Raw genomic sequence first — 17,194 nt, forward strand, 5'->3', positions numbered from 1 at the left:
ATGACACTCGCGGACACCGACGGTTGGGAGGCGCTTCGCCGCCAGGCAGCGCTCGTCGAAAGCTCCGAGCCGCCGCGTAAACGCCGGCGGGTGCGCGGCTGGATCGTCGGGTTGATTATTCTGGTGGCGGCCGTCGCTCTCGTGATCGGCGGGCTCTTCCTCGCTGAGAACGTCACCAAGGGCATCGCAACCGACGCGATCGCGGTCGCCGTGAAATCAAGCCTGCCCGCATCGGTCGATGCCTCGGTGGACGTCGATATCGCAGGCGACTGGGTTCTCTTCCAGATCTTCACCGGAAAACTCGACCAGGTCACCCTCTCGAGCGACGACGCCATGGTTGACGGCAGCCCGGCACAGTTCACGCTCGTCGCCAGCCAGGTGCCACTCGACCTCAAGCAGCCGGTGGGTAACATCGACGCCACCGTGAGCCTCGGTCCCGGCGCGATTAACGGATTGCTCACGCTCCCCGGCAACGACCCCGAAGTGGCCCTCGGTGACAACGTGGTCAGCTATGCAGACTCCGCCACCGTCCTGGGCTTCACCCTCGGCTACCTCGTCAACGCGACGCTGTCTCCCGACGGCACCGATGTGCTCGCAACGCCCGTTGCCGCAAACGTCACGAGCGACGTCGGTTCGCTCGACGTGTCCGGCGTCATCGACCGGATCCTCGGCGCCCAGCCGGTGCGCATTTGCGTGGCAGACCGGCTGCCCGTCGGGGTCACGATCGCAGGCATCGACGTCACCCTGGAAACCGCAACACTCGCCCTCACCGCCCGCGACTTCACGCTCAACGGAGAATCGCTCGGCAAACGTGGGAGCTGCCCCGAAATCGGCTGACCGTCACATTTCGCCTCGGATGCCGAGCGCCGCATACGCCCTCTGACAGAATTCCTGACATCGCCGATTCCCGGGCACCAGCGAGTTCTCGGTAAGATTCTGTGAACTCCACCGCGCCTGTTCAGCGGTATCCCACCTTCCGCACGATTGGTTTCTGCTGTGGCTTCTCACCCACTTGCCCCCGCGTGGCTGGCGATTCCCGACGACGCAAACGAGCTGGCCCCCTCGGTCTGGAGCAGCAACGTCTCCCGCGACGACACCGGAGTGCTCACCGTCGGGGGAGTTTCGGCAACTGAGATCGCCGAAACGTTCGGCACACCCGTTTATGTCTTAGACGAAGCGGATGTTCGTGCGCGCGCCGCGCACGTCCTCGCGGCTTTTTCGCGTGAGTTCGCCGCCATCGGCGCCGAAGCGAAGGTGTATTACGCCGGTAAGGCGTTTCTCTCCACCGAGGTTGCCCGATGGGTCACCGAGGCCGGACTCAACATCGACGTGTGTTCACCCGGTGAACTGGCCGTCGCCCTCGCGGCCGGCGTTGACGCCTCACGCCTCGGCCACCACGGCAACAACAAGTCGATCGCCGAAATTGACAGGTCGGTCAAGGCCGGCATGGGCACCATCGTGATCGACAGCCCGCAGGAAATTGCTCGCGTCGCCGAGGCCGCAACGCGGCACGGCCGCCGACAGGGTGTTCGCCTGCGGGTGAACAGCGGCGTGCACGCGCATACGCATGATTTCCTCGCTACGGCGCACGAAGACCAGAAGTTCGGCCTGCCGCTCGAGCGCGCGGCCGAAGCGGTCGCCGACATCCGTTCTCATGATTCTCTGACCTTCCTGGGCCTGCACTGCCACATCGGATCGCAGATCTTCGGCGCGGATGGGTTCGCGGAATCTGCCGCTCGCCTGCTGACCGTGCACCGCGAGCTTCTCGCCGACGGACCGGTGCCCGAGCTCAACCTCGGCGGCGGCTTCGGCATCGCATACACGACGGTTGACGACCCGGAATCGATCGACGACCTCGCCGCGGCGATCGCGAACATTGTGGCGAGCGAGTGTGCGCGACTCGACATCCCGGTGCCGAACGTGGCGTTTGAACCGGGCCGCGTCATCATCGGCCCGGCCGGTTTCACCCTGTACGAGGTCGGAACAACGAAGGACGTTGAGCTCAACACTGATGAGGGCACCGCGTTCCGGCGATACGTCAGCGTGGACGGCGGCATGAGCGACAACGCTCGCACCGCACTGTACGGCGCTGACTATTCGGTGCGCATCGCCAACCGAACGAGCGACGCGGAGCCGGTGCTCATCCGGCTCGCCGGGAAGCACTGCGAATCGGGCGACATCGTCGTGAACGATGATTACCTGCCCGCCGACGTCGCCCCGGGCGATCTCGTCGGCGTTCCGGCAACCGGCGCATACTGCTGGTCACTGGCCAGCAACTACAACTACCTGGGACGACCACCGGTCGTCGCCGTCCGGGACGGCGTTGCTCGAGTGATCGTCCGCGGTGAAACCGAGGCTGACCTACTGGCGCGCGACGCCGGATTGGATGCACGATGATCGACTACCGCACAGTTCGAGTAGCGCTGTTGGGCGCGGGTTCCGTTGGATCGCAGGTGGCCCGGCTTCTGCTGGCCAACGGCGATGAGCTGGCCGCCCGGGTGGGAGCGAAGCTCGAGCTCGCCGGTATTGCCGTTCGAAACGTCGACGCCGAGCGTGACGTCGAGCTGCCCCGTGAACGGCTGACCACCGACGCTGAATCACTCATCGTCGGTGCCGACATTGTCATCGAGCTGATGGGCGGCATTGAGCCGGCACGCACGCACATTCTCTCCGCGCTCAACTCGGGCGCAGACGTGATCACCGGCAACAAGGCACTCCTCGCGGCGCACGGTCCCGAGCTCTTCGCACAGGCCGAGCAGGTAGGTGCCGAAATTTACTACGAGGCAGCGGTCGCGGCCGCCATCCCGATCATTCGCCCGCTGCGCGACAGTCTGGCCGGTGACAACATTCGCCGGATCCTGGCCATCGTCAACGGGTCAACCAACTTCATCCTCGACCGGATGGACCGTTTCGGCGACAGCATGGAAGCTGCCCAGAAGACGGCGTTCGAACTGGGTTTCCTCGAGGCTGACCCGACGCTCGACGTGGGCGGGTACGACGCTGCGCAGAAGGCGACCCTGCTCGCGAGCCTCGCGTTCCACAGCAGCATCGATCCGGACGGCGTTTACCGTGAGGGTATCGACACCATCACGGCCGAGCAGATCGACTCCGCGCGCAAGGCCGGTTATGTGATCAAGCTGCTCGCCATCACCGAGCGCATTACGGCAGAGGATGGAACAGAGGGTGTGTCCGCACGCGTGTATCCCGCCCTGGTGGGCCGTGAGCATCCGCTCGCCGCTGTTCACGGTGGAAACAACGCGGTCTTCGTCGAAGCAGAGGCGGCCGGACCTCTCATGTTTTACGGCGCAGGCGCCGGCGGAGTGCAGACAGCGTCTGCGGTGCTCGGAGACCTGGTTTCGGCGGCTCGCCGTCACATCGCCGGCGGACCTGGGCTCGGAGAATCCACCCACGCCGACCTGCCGCTGTTGCCGATCGGCGAGATTGTCACCAAGTACCAAATCACGTTGCGTGTGAGCGACCGCCAGGGCGTGCTCGCCGAGGTGGCCACGATCCTCGCCGACGGCGGCGTCTCTGTGGAGACCGTCGAGCAGACCGTCGATCCTCACGGCAGCATCCCCACGGCGTTCCTCGTCATCGGTACGCACGCCACGAGGGAAAAAGCACTTCAGTCCACGGTCGAGACGCTGCAGGCGTCCGGCGTGGTCGATTCAGTTGTCAGTGTTCTACGAGTTGAAGGAGCCTAGAGATGGCGAAGCAGTGGCGCGGAGTTTTGCACGAGTATGCAGACCGCCTGGACGTAACGGCCAAAACCCCCATCATCAGCCTCGGTGAGGGTGGCACGCCGCTCATCTTCGCGTCGGCGCTGTCGGCTCGCACGGGGGCCAAGGTCTGGGTCAAGTACGAGGGAATGAACCCGACCGGGTCGTTCAAGGACCGCGGAATGACCATGGCCGTCTCCAAGGCCGTTGAGGCCGGAGCGAAGGCCGTCATTTGCGCGTCGACCGGTAACACCTCGGCGTCCGCTGCCGCATACGCAACGCACGCGGGGATCACGGCCGCCGTGCTGGTTCCCGAGGGCAAGATCGCCATGGGTAAGCTCGCCCAGGCCATCGCGCACAATGCGCAGCTCATCCAGGTGCAGGGTAACTTCGACGACTGCCTCGACATGGCTCGCGAGCTCGCGGCCAACTACCCGGTTCACCTCGTCAACTCGGTCAACAACGACCGGATCGAAGGCCAGAAGACGGCAGCGTTCGAGATCGTCGAGGTGCTCGAGGATGCTCCGGACTTCCACTTCATCCCGGTCGGCAACGCCGGAAACTACACCGCGTACACCCGTGGCTACACCGAAGAGCTGGAGCGCGGTATCTCCACCAAGCTCCCGCGGATGTTCGGCTTCCAGGCCGCGGGCAGCGCGCCGCTCGTCACCGGACAGATCGTCAAGCACCCGGAGACGGTCGCCAGCGCAATCCGCATCGGGAACCCGGCATCGTGGGAGCTCGCTCTTGCCGCGCGCGAAGCGACCGACGGTTACTTCGGAGCGATCGAGGACGCCCAGATCCTCGAGGCCCAGCGCATCCTCTCGCAGGAAGTCGGCATCTTCGTCGAGCCCGCATCGGCGATCAGCGTTGCCGGCCTGCTCGAGCGCGCAGAGGCCGGGCAGGTTCCCGCCGACTCCACAGTTGTTCTGACCGTCACCGGTCACGGACTCAAGGACCCTCAGTGGGCGCTACGCAATGCTGATGGTGGCGAGATCGCTCCGACGATCGTTCCGGTCGACGTCACCGAGGTGGCGAGCGTTCTCGGGCTGGCCAAGGCCTCGGCGTGAGCCTGGCCGGCCGGTCGGTCACCGTCCGGGTCCCCGCGACCAGTGCCAACCTCGGTCCCGGTTTCGATACCCTCGGCCTTGCGCTGAGTCTCTACGACGACGTCACCGTCACCGTCCGGGACGAGCCCGGCGCGAGCGTCGAGGTCATCGGCGTCGGCGATGGCGAAGTGCCGACCGACGAAACCAACCTCGTCGTGTCGTCGATGGCCTACGCCTTTCGCGCACTCGGCCAGGAGATGCCCGGGGTTCACCTCGTCGCGCGCAACGTCATCCCGCACGGCCGTGGACTCGGATCCTCAGGCGCGGCCGTCGTTGCGGGTATCGTCGCCGCGAAGGGGCTGCTTGAGGGCATCGTTGACGTCGACAACGCCACCCTGCTGCGTATCGCCACCGAACTTGAGGGTCACCCCGACAACGTGGCACCCGCGCTCTTCGGCGGGCTGACGATCGCCTGGGTCGAGGCGGCGGGTCCCCAGCACAAAAAGCTTCTCGTTCACCGCGGCGTCGCTCCGCTCGTCTTTGTTCCGCAGCACACGTTGTCGACCAAGCTCGCGCGGAGCCTGCAGCCGGAAAACGTCCCGCACTCCGACGCCGTCTTCAATGTGTCGCGCTCGGCCTTGCTCATCGCTGCCCTGACCCAGAGCCCCGAACTGCTCTTCGCGGGCACCGAGGACAAGCTGCACCAGGACTACCGCGCGTCGGCCATGCCGGAAACCCATCGTCTGGTCCTTGCCCTCCGCGCACACGGCTTCGCTGCGGTGGTGTCCGGAGCAGGTCCCTCGATCCTCGTCCTCGCAGACGGTCCAGGCGAGCGGCTGGAAGCAGCTGAGCTTGTGGCCCGTGAGTCTGACACCGAGTGGGATGCGCTCTACCTGGCCGTCGACGTCAAGGGCGCGACACTCGCCTGAAGCCCCAAGTGGGGGAGTGACTCACTCTCAGAGCCAGGTGCTAGAGTGAGATTTATCCCGACAGGCAAGCCGATAAGGCAAATCTGGCCTTCGGGTGATTTCTGCAAACCCAACGCCATCGCCAACGGCAGTGTGCCGCGCTCTTGATCGTGAAGTGCGGGCAGGGTGCCAGTCAATCTGACTCGCGCCACAGCCGCAGATGAGCTCTCCTGACACGTTCCGTGGATCAGGGGGAAGGAACCCACTTTTAGTGACTAACGTCAATATCCGTTTGAACACGGAATCAGGCGCAAACCTGTCGTCCCTCAAGGTCTCTGACCTTCAGCTGCTTGCCAGCCAGTGGGGCGTTCAGGGCGCATCAAAACTTCGCAAGGGGGAACTCGTGGAGAAAATTGCCGAGGCTCAGGCCGCTGCCGCTCCCGAGGAATCCGTCGAGGCTCCCGCCGTCGCCGCCGAGCCCAGCGCTGACACCGCCGTTTCGGCCCCAGACGCTGCCGTCGTCCAGGACGCTCCGCTGCAGGCTACGGTGCCGGCTGCTGACGCTCCTGCCGATGAGCTCGTCGCACCGGTCGTCAAGAAGCGCGCACCGCGTCGTGCCAGCACGCAGACCGCCAAGGCGGGCGAGCGTGTACAGGCCGCCGGTCACGTCAATTCCGACGGTGCGCCCCTCATTCCTGAAAATCCGATAACGGATGCCGCTTCGCCGGTCGCAGGCGCAACCGACGTGGCGGCAGCAGCACCGGTCGCGACCGAAGCGCCGACGGCACCCGACACCGCAGCCCCCGACACCGCAGTCGCCGACGACACCACAGTCGCGTCGACCGACGCTCCGACTGAGCAGTCGGAACAGTCGGAGAACCGGGAGAACGGTTCACAGCGTTCGGGCCGCAAGAACAACCGTCGTGGGCGCGGCAGCAAAGCCGACCGTTCCGACAACGCGACCGAGCAGAACGACGCTGCCGGAGCATCCGCTGACGAATCGTCAACCGGCTCCGAGAGCGAATCGACCGACGCTGCACAGGACTCCTCGCAGAACGAGCGTTCAGGGCGCAACCGCAACCGTAACCGCAACCGGAACGCCGACAACGCGGGCCGCGACGACGAGCGCAACGGAAACGACCGCAACGGAAACGACCGCAACGGAAACGACCGCAACGCCGACAAGGCGCAGGGCGACCGCGATAACCGTAACGCTGACCGCGATAACCGTAACGCTGACCGTGACAACCGCAACGCTGACCGTGATGACGAGGGTGGCCGTAACGGCCGCAACCGTTACCGTGACCGCAAGCGTCGCGGCGGAACCGACTCGGCTGACTTCGAACCCGAGATCGCCGACGACGACGTGCTGCTGCCCGTCGCCGGAATCCTCGACGTGCTCGATAACTACGCCTTCGTGCGCACGACGGGCTACCTGCCCGGCTCGAACGACGTCTACGTATCACTCGGCCAGGTCAAGAAGTACAACCTGCGCAAGGGTGATGCCGTCGTCGGCGCGATCCGCCAGCCGCGTGACAACGATAACAACGCTCGACAGAAGTACAACGCCATCGTCAAGGTGGAGTCGGTCAACGGCCAGAGCGTCGACGAGGCAGCGAACCGTGTTGAATTCGGCAAGCTCACTCCGCTCTACCCGCAGGAGCGCCTGCGCCTCGAGACCGAGCAGGGCAAGCTCACGCAGCGCATCATCGACCTGATCGCCCCGATCGGCAAGGGACAGCGTGGACTCATCGTCGCGCCGCCCAAGGCCGGTAAGACGATCGTGCTGCAGCAGATCGCGAACGCCATCTCGATCAACAACCCCGAGGTTCACCTCATGGTTGTTCTCGTCGACGAGCGGCCTGAAGAGGTCACCGACATGCAGCGCACGGTGAAGGGTGAGGTCATCGCCTCGACCTTCGACCGCCCCGCTGAAGACCACACCACGGTCGCCGAACTGGCCATCGAGCGCGCCAAGCGCCTCGTCGAGCTCGGACACGACGTTGTTGTGCTCCTCGACTCGATCACCCGCCTCGGACGTGCATACAACCTTGCTGCGCCGACCTCGGGCCGGATCCTCTCCGGTGGAGTCGACGCGTCTGCGCTCTACCCGCCCAAGCGGTTCTTCGGTGCAGCGCGCAACATCGAGAATGGTGGCTCGCTCACCATCCTCGCCACCGCGCTCGTCGAGACCGGGTCCAAGATGGACGAGGTCATCTTCGAAGAGTTCAAGGGAACCGGTAACTCCGAGCTCCGCCTGTCGCGCCAGCTCGCCGACAAGCGCATCTTCCCCGCGGTCGACGTCAACGCGTCGTCGACCCGTCGTGAAGAAATGCTGCTCGGCGCTGACGAAGTCAAGGTCACCTGGAAGCTGCGTCGTGCCCTCGCCGGCCTCGACCAGCAGCAGGCACTCGAGGTTGTCCTCGGCAAGCTCAAGGAAACTTCGTCGAACGTCGAATTCCTCGTTCAGATGCAGAAGACCATGCCGCAGCCGGTGTCCGGATCGGGACACGACCGCGACCACCGCTAGCTGAGATTCCGAACCCGTTTGCCTTCCGGGCGGCACCCCTCAGGGGTCGCTGCCCGGGGCAGGCGGGTTTTCTCGTAACTCAGGTGGCAGGATGAAACGCAAGGAACGGAACAACTCATGTTTGAATCAGTACAGGTTCTGATCGACGAGCACAAGAATCTGCAGGAACAGCTCGGTGACCCCGCTGTGCACGCTGATCCGGCTCGCTCGAAGAAGATCAACCGGCGGTACGCCGAGCTCTCTAAGATCATCGCGGCACACACCGCGTGGCTCGAGGCCCAGGACGACCTGGCGGCGGCCCGCGACCTCGCGAAGGAAGACGACGCGTTCGCGGCCGAGATTCCCGGGCTCGAAGAAGGGCTCGCGACGGCGCAGGAGAAACTTCGCCGACTGCTCATTCCGCGCGACCCTGACGACGGTCGTGACGTGATCATGGAGATCAAGGGTGGAGAAGGTGGCGCGGAGAGCGCGCTCTTCGCCGCTGACCTGCTCCGCATGTACTTGCACTATGCCGAGTCGAAGGGCTGGAAGACCGAGCTCCTCGAGCGCACCGAGAGTGACCTCGGCGGCTACAAGGACGTCCAGGTCGCCATCAAGTCGAACGCGACCGACCCGTCGCAGGGCGTCTGGGCTCACCTCAAATACGAGGGTGGTGTGCACCGCGTCCAGCGCGTGCCGGCGACCGAGTCGCAGGGGCGTATCCACACCTCGACCACCGGTGTGCTCGTCTTCCCCGAGGTCGACGCGCCCGAAGAGGTCGAGATCAGCCAGAACGACCTCAAGATCGACGTTTACCGCTCCAGCGGCCCCGGCGGCCAGTCGGTCAACACCACCGACTCCGCAGTGCGCATCACGCACCTCCCGACCGGGATCGTTGTTGCCATGCAGAACGAGAAGAGCCAGTTGCAGAACCGTGAGGCCGGAATGCGCGTCCTCCGCGCCCGCATCCTCGCGCGTCAGCAGGAGGAACAGGCCGAGCTCGACAGCGCCAAGCGCAAGACGCAGATTCGCACCATGGACCGCTCCGAGCGCATCCGCACCTACAACTTCCCTGAGAACCGCATCGCCGACCACCGCACCGGCTACAAGGCATACAACCTTGACGCCGTCATCAACGGTGCGCTCGACCCACTCATTGAATCGGCCATCCAGGCCGACGAAGAAGCGCGCCTCGCCGACATCGGCGACCAGAGCTAACCCGCTTCGACAGCACACAGGCCGGCCATTGTGACATGGCCGGCCTGTGTTATGAGCGGATGCCATGGCATCCGTTCATCTCAGTAGTGTCGGTTCGGTAAACCTATATGTGGTATTCCGGCTCTTCAGTCAGTCCGTAGGTGCGACCCGGTTCACGGGGGCGGGCTTTCGCGGGCACCCCGACGAGCAGTGAGTGCGGGGGAGCGTCCTTGGTCACGACGGCGTTCGCACCGATGATGCTGCCGGTGCCGACCGTGATCGGACCGATGATCTTCGCTCCGGCCCCGACATGGACTCCGTCCTCGAGCGTCGGGTGCCGCTTCTCACGTCCCCTGCTCTTCCCGCCGAGAGTCACGCCGTGGTAGAGCATCACGTCATCGCCGACCTCGGCGGTCTCACCGATGACGACGCCCATGCCATGGTCGATGAAGAAACGTCGACCGATCACCGCACCGGGGTGGATCTCGATCCCCGTGAAGAACCTCGCCAGCTGCGACACGATGCGCGCGGGCATTTTCGCTCCGCGCGCCCACATCCGGGTCGACAACCGGTACGCCCACACCGCATGCAGTCCCGAGTAGGTCAGGATAATCTCGACGCTGCCTCGCGCGGCAGGGTCGTGAACGCGGGCGGCGGTGATGTCTTCCCGGATGCGGGTGATAATGCTCATGAACAACTAGTCGAGAAGGTCTGACCAGAGCGGGGTCGAGATGTAACGCTCGCCGGTGTCGCAGACGATCGCAACGATTCGCTTGCCGGCGTTCTCGGGACGCTGGGCCAACTGGGTCGCCGCCCAGATGATCGCACCCGACGAGATACCGGCCAGGATGCCCTCCTCGGCGGCGAGTCGCTTCGACACCCGGACGGAGTCTTCGAAGCTCACGTCGATGACCTCGTCGTAAATGGTGGTGTCGAGGATCTCCGGAACGAAGTTCGCGCCGATGCCCTGGATCTTGTGCGGGCCCGGTGCACCGCCGTTGAGGATGGGAGAGTCGATCGGCTCAACCGCGACGACCTGGATGTCGGGCTTGCGCTGCTTGAGCACCTGTCCAACGCCCGTGATGGTTCCGCCAGTACCGACGCCAGCGATGAAGATGTCGATGTCGCCGTCGGTGTCGCGCCAGATCTCCTCGGCCGTGGTCTTCTTGTGAATCTCCACGTTGGCGGCGTTCGCGAACTGCTTGGCGAGGATCGCGCCCTCAGTCGATGCGACAATCTCCTCGGCTTTCGCGACAGCGCCCTTCATGCCGAGAGCGGGCTCAGTCAGAACCAGCTCAGCGCCGAACGCACGCAGCAGCACACGACGCTCGGTGCTCATCGAGGCGGGCATGGTGAGGATGACCTTGTAACCACGGGCGGCACCGACCAAAGCGAGTGCGATACCGGTGTTTCCGCTGGTTCCCTCGACGATCGTTCCGCCGGGCTTCAGCGCCCCTGACGCTTCGGCAGCATCGACGATGGCGACGCCGAGGCGGTCCTTCACGCTCGAACCCGGGTTGTAATACTCGAGCTTCGCAAGCACGGTGGCGCCCGCGTTGTCGGTCACGCGGTTCAGCTGCACAAGCGGGGTGTTGCCAAACGCCTCGGTGATGTTGGCGTAGATCTTTCCGGCCACGAATATGCTCCTTGGGTAATGGGTGCGCGACGATGCGCGTTCGGAATACAGCTTATTGCTGGGTGCAACCGGGTGACGACGGGTCACATTCCCTCGCAACCGGCGAGGCGGGTAAGCTCGACCTGCCTGCGGCGGCCCGGTCGCAGGGGGATTTCGGAAAGAGCGCATGACTTCCATTCGAACGACGTCCGTCGGCGAGGTCAGGAACCTCACCATTGCCGCTCTCGAGAAGGCTGGCGTGCCATCGGCCGATGTGGACGCCGAGCTGTTGATCGGTCATGTGCTGCAACTCGGCCGAGGTGAACTGCAGGCCGTGATTGTCATGGGCCGCGAGATTCCCGGCGAGCAGGTGGCCAAGATCGTCGAGCTCACCGAGCGCCGGGCAACACGGGAACCGCTGCAACACATCCTGGGCGTCGCACCGTTCCGCACCCTGGAGCTGGCCGTCGGACCCGGTGTTTTCGTGCCCCGGCCTGAAACCGAACATGTCGCACAGTTCGCGATTGACGCCCTCGGCGCGGTTCCTGATCCTGAACCGATCGGCATCGACCTCGGCACCGGGTCAGGGGCAATCGCCCTCGCCATGGCCATCGAGGTGCCGCACGCCCGGATCTTCGCGGTGGAAAACTCCGTCGATGCCTTCATTTGGGCCCACGAGAATTTTGCGCGAATCGGTGCACCGAACGCGACACTCGTTTTCACCGATCTGGCCGAGGCGCTTGCCGAACTGGACGGACAGGCATCCGTTGTCATCTCCAACCCGCCGTACGTTCCTGACGCCGCGATCCCCAGGGACCCCGAGGTGCGGCTGTATGACCCGCCGGCTGCACTGTACGGGGGAGAGGACGGACTCGACGTGGTGCGCCAGCTCTCGAAAACTGCCGCCCGACTGCTGCGATCGGGAGGAACCCTCATCCTGGAGCACGGCGAACTACAGGGCGAGGCAATTCGCAACATCCTCACGGCAGACGGCTGGCAGGCGGCCGCTACCTTCCGTGACCTCACCCTGCGAGACCGGACGACGACGGCGCTTCGCGCCTGAGCGGAACCTTGCAACCCGACGTTGCTCATGGCACGCCGGCTTCCCACGTTCTTCCCACCGAGGCTCCGATAGAATCGGCGGAATGTCCCGTCTCTTTGACTCCTCCGTGGAATCCGACCTCCTCACAGGAATGCGGCTGGCTCGAGCGGCACTTCGTCGCGGCGAGCTCGTTGTCATCCCCACGGACACGGTGTACGGAATCGCGGCGGATGCCTTCTCGCCCGCAGCTGTCCAGCGCCTCCTCGACGCGAAGGGTCGTACCCGGCAGTCCCCGCCGCCCGTCCTCGTGCCGAGCGTTGCCACCCTGGAGGCACTCGCGGCCGTCATCCCTGACGCCGTACGACAGCTCGTTGATGCGTTCTGGCCCGGTGGGCTGACCATCGTCCTGCCCGCTCAACCGTCTCTCGCGTGGGACCTGGGCGACACCGACGGAACCGTCGCTGTGCGCATGCCAGACAATCGGATCGCCCTTGAATTGTTGTCCGAGACCGGTCCGCTCGCTGTGTCGAGCGCCAACCTCACCGGGCAACCAGCCGCAACCACGGCGACGGCCGCTCAGGAGATGCTCGGCGACTCGGTAGAGGTTTACCTTGACGGCGGAGAGTCGACGTCCGTGTCGTCCACAATCGTTGACGCCACGCGTCTCATCGCCCCTGGCGGCAGGATCAGCATTCTTCGGGAGGGTGCAATCACGCGCGAACAGCTTCGCGAGATACTCGGCGACCTCCTCGAGGACGAGCCCCCGGCGAACGGCGCTCCGGGCGCATGACCCTCTACGCGATCATCGCGGCGGTCACGGCGCTGATCACATTCCTCATGTCGATCGTCGTATATAAGGTCGCGTTACGGTTCAAGCTCTACCCGTCGATCCGGGATCGCGACGTGCACACGCGTCCGACGCCGCGGCTCGGGGGAGTGGCGATGTTTGTCGGCGTCGTGGCGACCTTCGGGATCGCCTCGCAAAACCCGTTTTTCAAGGACACTTTCTCCACTCCCGGACCTATCCTCGCTATCCTTGGCGCCGCGCTGCTCATCGTGCTCATCGGTGTCGCGGATGACATCTGGGACTTGGACTGGATGATCAAGCTGGCCGGGCAGTTCCTGGCCGCAGGGCTCATCGCCTGGCTGGGTGTCCAGATCTACTCCCTTCCCATTGGGGGACTCACCGTCGGGTCGTCGTGGATGAGCGCCGCGCTCACGGTCTTCGCAATAGTGCTCGTCATGAATGCCGTGAACTTCATTGACGGTCTCGACGGCCTCGTTGCGGGCGTCGGCCTCATCGCGAACGGTGTCTTCCTGGTGTATGGCTACCTTCTTGTTCGGGAGATGGGCCAGTCCAGCTACTTCAACCTCTCGCTGCTGATCTCCGCGGTTCTCGTCGGTGCGTGCGCTGGCTTCCTTCCGCTCAATTGGCACCCGGCGAAAATGTTTATGGGGGATGCCGGCGCACTGCTCGTTGGCCTCCTCATGGCAACGTCGGCAGTTGCAATTACCGGCCAGATCGACCCGTCCGCTCTCAGCGCCAACCCGGCGGACGCCGGCGTTGTGGGTCGGAGCCAGCTCCTCGGCGCGTTCATCCCGATCATCCTGCCGTTCGCGATTCTCATCGTGCCCCTTCTTGACTTTGCACTTGCCGTCGTGCGGCGGCTGCGAGCGGGGAAGTCGCCGTTCAGTGCTGACCGGCTGCACCTCCACCATCGACTGCTCGACATGGGGCATTCCCACCTGCACGCGGTCCTGTTGTTCTACGCCTGGACCGCTGTCATTGCCCTGTCCTGCCTGATGTTCTTCGTCTTCCAGCCCTACTGGTTCGCCCTCGTCTTCCTCGTTGTCGGCGTCATTGTCTGCACGGTCTTCACGCTCGCTCCTCTGGGCAAGCGGAAGGCCGTTGAAATCACGGCGCAGACGGCCGAAGAAGGATCAGCCGTCGCCGAGGACCTGGCGAGCTATGACCCACTCGATGAAGCCGCTGAAGAACGCCACCGAGACGAGCCCATCTCCGACGCGGTGGCGAACAAAGCACTCGCAGTAGACACTGACTCCGAATCCAAGAAAGACTCCTGATGAAATCGACTCCCATTTTCCGGCAGAGCCTCAAGTGGGGCGCCATTGCCTCTCTCGTTATCGCGGTGGTAGGCGGCGGCATCGGCTATCTTGTCGACGGCACAATCGGTTTGGGTAGTGCACTGATCGGCACGGCACTTGCGCTGGTCTTCCTCAGCATCACGGCCGGCAGCATTCTCTACGTGAACCGATTCTTCGGCAGTGACCTCTACGTCCCCATCTTCTTCGCTGTGGTGCTTGGCGGATGGATTCTTAAGTTTGTCCTCTTCCTTGTCCTCGCCGTGCTGCTCAAAGACCAGCCATGGATCAACCCTGTTGTGTTGTTCCTCAGCATCATCGCCGGTGTTCTCGTCACCCTGGTGATCGACGTTGTTATTGTTTCCCGGTCGCGCATGCTGTATGCCAGCGACGTGATCCTTCCCGGCGAGGAAAAAGGGAACAACTAAAGTGGCCTATCTTGGCCCACAGTTCGTCCGGGTGCTTATCGTTTGATAGTGTTAGAAGGTATTCCCGCTTGGGCATCCCACGCTGTCCGTGGCTGTTCTGCATCCCCCATTGTTCGTCGTCGCGAGAGCTTTGCTCCGCCCGAAACAGGAGAGCGCGCTGTTAGCTAACGCTGTGAACCTCATGGTTCAGACCTCAACCGACGACACGTCGTTCCACGGTCCGTCGATTCTTGAATTCTTCCCCGATGTGATCCTCTTCGAGGGCACCGGATTCGACATCAACCGGATCATGCTGATCCGTTTTCTTGCCGTTATCGCGCTGGTGGTCGTCTTCTGGCTCGGGACCCGGAACATGAAGGTCGTTCCCGGCAAGTTCCAGAACCTCATCGAGATGGCTCTCGACTTCGTTCGGGTCAACATGGCCGAGGACCTCCTCGGCAAGGTTGACGGGAAGCGATTCCTGCCGATTCTGACCACGATGTTCTTCATGGTGTTCACTATGAACATCACCGGTATTATCCCGGGGCTGAACATCGCCGGCACCTCGGTTATCGGTGTTCCACTTGTTCTTGCGCTGATCTCCTACGTCACCTTCATCTACGCAGGTATCAAGAAGAGCCCCGCGAAGTTCTTCAAGAACTCGCTGTTCCCCGCGGGCGTTCCGTGGCCGGTGTACATCATCGTCACCCCGATTGAGCTGATCTCGACCTTCATCATCCGCCCCGTGACGCTGACGCTCCGGCTCCTGATGAACATGATCGTCGGCCACCTTCTGCTGGTGCTGTTCTTCGCGGCAACACAGTTCTTCGTCGTCACCCTGAGTGGATGGTTCATCGGCCTAGGTGCCGTCACCTTCGCTTTCGGATTCGTCTTCACCTTGTTCGAAATCCTGGTCGCACTGCTCCAGGCCTATGTCTTCACCCTGCTTACCGCGGTTTACATTCAGCTCGCGGTAGCTGAAGAGCACTAAAGAGTCGGCGACCGCCTACTCTCCATCACGGAAGGAAACAACACGTGGACGCAACAACCGTTCTCGCCGAGATCAACGGAAACATCGCGACGGTCGGTTACGGTCTCGCTGCTATCGGCCCAGCCATTGGTGTTGGAATTGTCGTTGGCAAGACCATTGAGGGCGTCGCCCGTCAGCCTGAGCTGGCCGGTCGTCTTCAGGTTCTGATGTGGATCGGTATCGCCTTCACCGAGGCGCTCGCCTTCATCGGTATCGCTACTTACTTCATCTTCGTCTAAACCTCTTTCACCCCTCGTAAGGAGGCAAGATGCTTCACGCACTCGTTGCGGCGGCTGAAGAGGGTGCCACCAGGAACCCCCTTCTCCCCGAGACCTACGACATTGTCTGGTCGCTGGTGTGTTTCGTCATCCTCTTGGTGCTTTTCTGGAAGCTCGTTCTTCCGAAGATGCAGACCATGCTCGAAGAGCGGACTGCAGCCATTGAGGGCAACATCGCCAAGGCAGATGAGGCACAGCGTCAGGCAGAGGCAGCGCTCGAGCAGTACACCGCTCAGCTCGCCGAAGCTCGTCAGGAAGCCGGCTCGATCCGCGAGTCCGCTCGCGAAGACGGCAAGAAGATCGTCGCCGAAGCACGCAACCAGGCAACCGTTGAGGCCCAGCGCGTTACCGCCAGCGCTCAGGCGCAGATCGAAGCAGAGCGCCAGGCCGCTCTTGTTTCACTGCGAACCGAAGTTGGCACTCTCGCGATCGACCTCGCCGGCAACGTCATCGGTGAGACTCTCTCGGACGACGCTCGGGCAACGGCCATCGTTGACCGGTTCCTCGCGGACCTCGAAGCGTCGGAGAAGGCAACCAACTAATGGGTAGCGCAACCAGAGAAGCACTGGCTCAGTCGAAGAAGGCACTGTCCAACTTCGAACGCGTCGACCTGGCAACGGTTGCGGAGCTTTTCGCAGCCGGCCGGGTCGTTGGCGACTCTGGCCAGCTGCGCTCGCTCCTCGCGGATCCGTCCGCTGAAGCCAGCGTCAAGGCGACGATCGTTGAACGCGTCTTCGCACGCAGCGTCAGCGGTCAGACCCTCGCCATCCTCAAAGACGTCGTCTCCGTACGTTGGTCCAGCCAAGCTGACCTGCTCGGCGGGATTGAGGAGCTCGGTCTTCGCGCCGCGGCACTCTCCGCGGGGGCAGATGCCCGGCTCGAAGCTCAGCTGTTCGAGTTCAGCCAGACCGTGTCCTCCGACGCTGAACTCGAGCTCGCGCTCGGTTCGAAGCTCGGTAGCCAGGGCGCAAAACTTACGCTTGTCGACACGCTGCTCACCGGCAAAGGATCGCCGGAGATCGTCGAGATCGTCAAGCACCTTGTCCTGCAGCCTCGCGGCCGTCGGATCGGGGAACTTCTTCGCCACGCGGCATCCGTCGTTGCTGACCAGAGCGGCTTCATGGTCGCAACGGTCACAAGCGCACGACCGCTCGGCGCCGCTCAGCTCGAGCGACTCGAAAAGGGACTCGCGGCACAGTATGGCCGCGCACTCCGCCTCAACCAGGTTGTCGACCCGGCCGTCATCGGAGGCCTGCGCGTGCAGGTCGGCGACGATGTCATCGACGGCAGCATCGCCTCGCGCCTCGGCGAACTCAGACTTCAGCTTGCTGGCTAGC

Annotated in this window: 17 protein-coding genes; 15 read left to right on the top strand and 2 right to left on the bottom strand. The window is 63.8% G+C overall.

Annotated elements, in window-relative coordinates:
• From L1277_RS09380 to prfA, 7 genes are all read left to right on the top strand, one after another.
• Window positions 1-837, top strand: a complete 837-nt coding sequence (locus L1277_RS09380; protein ID WP_253376115.1) for an LmeA family phospholipid-binding protein — start codon at window positions 1-3, stop codon at window positions 835-837.
• 159 nt (window positions 838-996) lie between these two features.
• Window positions 997-2,397: a diaminopimelate decarboxylase gene (gene lysA / locus L1277_RS09385; RefSeq protein WP_253376116.1), complete on the top strand. Its 1,401-nt coding sequence runs from the start codon at window positions 997-999 to the stop codon at window positions 2,395-2,397.
• Window positions 2,394-3,704, top strand: a complete 1,311-nt coding sequence (locus L1277_RS09390; RefSeq protein ID WP_253376117.1) for a homoserine dehydrogenase — start codon at window positions 2,394-2,396, stop codon at window positions 3,702-3,704. Before lysA ends, L1277_RS09390 begins: the two co-directional genes overlap by 4 nt.
• Before the next feature lie 2 nt (window positions 3,705-3,706).
• On the top strand, window positions 3,707-4,789 hold the full coding sequence (gene thrC, locus L1277_RS09395) for a threonine synthase (RefSeq protein ID WP_253376118.1): 1,083 nt from the start codon (window positions 3,707-3,709) through the stop codon (window positions 4,787-4,789).
• Complete coding sequence (thrB, locus tag L1277_RS09400) at window positions 4,786-5,697, top strand: homoserine kinase (RefSeq protein WP_253376119.1); 912 nt, start codon at window positions 4,786-4,788, stop codon at window positions 5,695-5,697. The genes thrC and thrB overlap by 4 nt, the downstream gene beginning before the upstream one ends.
• A 250-nt stretch (window positions 5,698-5,947) precedes the next feature.
• The gene (gene rho / locus L1277_RS09405; RefSeq protein ID WP_253376120.1) at window positions 5,948-8,206 is read left to right on the top strand and encodes a transcription termination factor Rho; all 2,259 of its coding nucleotides are present in this window, start codon (window positions 5,948-5,950) and stop codon (window positions 8,204-8,206) included.
• Window positions 8,207-8,323: 117 nt separating this feature from the next.
• A complete protein-coding gene (prfA, locus tag L1277_RS09410; RefSeq protein ID WP_253376121.1) occupies window positions 8,324-9,403 on the top strand; it encodes a peptide chain release factor 1 in 1,080 nt (359 codons plus the stop codon).
• Window positions 9,404-9,506: 103 nt separating this feature from the next.
• On the opposite strand, the gene epsC is transcribed toward prfA, so the two are convergent.
• Together epsC and cysK are read right to left on the bottom strand one after the other, a co-directional pair.
• Window positions 9,507-10,073 carry a serine O-acetyltransferase EpsC gene (gene epsC, locus L1277_RS09415; RefSeq protein WP_253376122.1) on the bottom strand — a complete coding sequence of 189 codons (567 nt, stop codon included), beginning with the start codon at window positions 10,071-10,073 and terminating at the stop codon, window positions 9,507-9,509.
• Between the two features lie 6 nt (window positions 10,074-10,079).
• Window positions 10,080-11,018 (bottom strand): cysteine synthase A, encoded by a 939-nt coding sequence (gene cysK, locus L1277_RS09420; protein WP_253376123.1) that lies wholly within the window; start codon window positions 11,016-11,018, stop codon window positions 10,080-10,082.
• A 166-nt stretch (window positions 11,019-11,184) separates the two neighbouring features.
• Between cysK and prmC the strand changes: the two genes are divergently transcribed.
• From prmC to L1277_RS09460, 8 genes are all read left to right on the top strand, one after another.
• Window positions 11,185-12,060 (top strand): peptide chain release factor N(5)-glutamine methyltransferase, encoded by an 876-nt coding sequence (gene prmC / locus L1277_RS09425; RefSeq protein WP_253376124.1) that lies wholly within the window; start codon window positions 11,185-11,187, stop codon window positions 12,058-12,060.
• An 82-nt stretch (window positions 12,061-12,142) separates the two neighbouring features.
• A complete protein-coding gene (locus L1277_RS09430; protein WP_253376125.1) occupies window positions 12,143-12,829 on the top strand; it encodes an L-threonylcarbamoyladenylate synthase in 687 nt (228 codons plus the stop codon).
• Entirely contained in the window at window positions 12,826-14,124 is a 1,299-nt protein-coding gene (locus L1277_RS09435) for an MraY family glycosyltransferase (RefSeq protein ID WP_253376126.1), read from the top strand. Before L1277_RS09430 ends, L1277_RS09435 begins: the two co-directional genes overlap by 4 nt.
• Window positions 14,124-14,570: a hypothetical protein gene (locus tag L1277_RS09440; RefSeq protein ID WP_253376127.1), complete on the top strand. Its 447-nt coding sequence runs from the start codon at window positions 14,124-14,126 to the stop codon at window positions 14,568-14,570. The genes L1277_RS09435 and L1277_RS09440 overlap by 1 nt, the downstream gene beginning before the upstream one ends.
• A 181-nt stretch (window positions 14,571-14,751) precedes the next feature.
• A complete protein-coding gene (atpB, locus tag L1277_RS09445; protein WP_253376128.1) occupies window positions 14,752-15,540 on the top strand; it encodes a F0F1 ATP synthase subunit A in 789 nt (262 codons plus the stop codon).
• Window positions 15,541-15,584: 44 nt separating this feature from the next.
• A complete protein-coding gene (gene atpE, locus L1277_RS09450; protein WP_022888426.1) occupies window positions 15,585-15,818 on the top strand; it encodes an ATP synthase F0 subunit C in 234 nt (77 codons plus the stop codon).
• A gap of 29 nt (window positions 15,819-15,847) precedes the next feature.
• A complete protein-coding gene (locus L1277_RS09455) occupies window positions 15,848-16,399 on the top strand; it encodes a F0F1 ATP synthase subunit B (protein WP_253376129.1) in 552 nt (183 codons plus the stop codon).
• Complete coding sequence (locus tag L1277_RS09460; protein ID WP_253376130.1) at window positions 16,399-17,193, top strand: F0F1 ATP synthase subunit delta; 795 nt, start codon at window positions 16,399-16,401, stop codon at window positions 17,191-17,193. The genes L1277_RS09455 and L1277_RS09460 overlap by 1 nt, the downstream gene beginning before the upstream one ends.
• The last annotated feature ends 1 nt before the right edge of the window (window position 17,194 follow it).

Source organism: Okibacterium sp. HSC-33S16, from assembly GCF_024171565.1.
GTDB lineage: Bacteria > Actinomycetota > Actinomycetes > Actinomycetales > Microbacteriaceae > Mycetocola_A.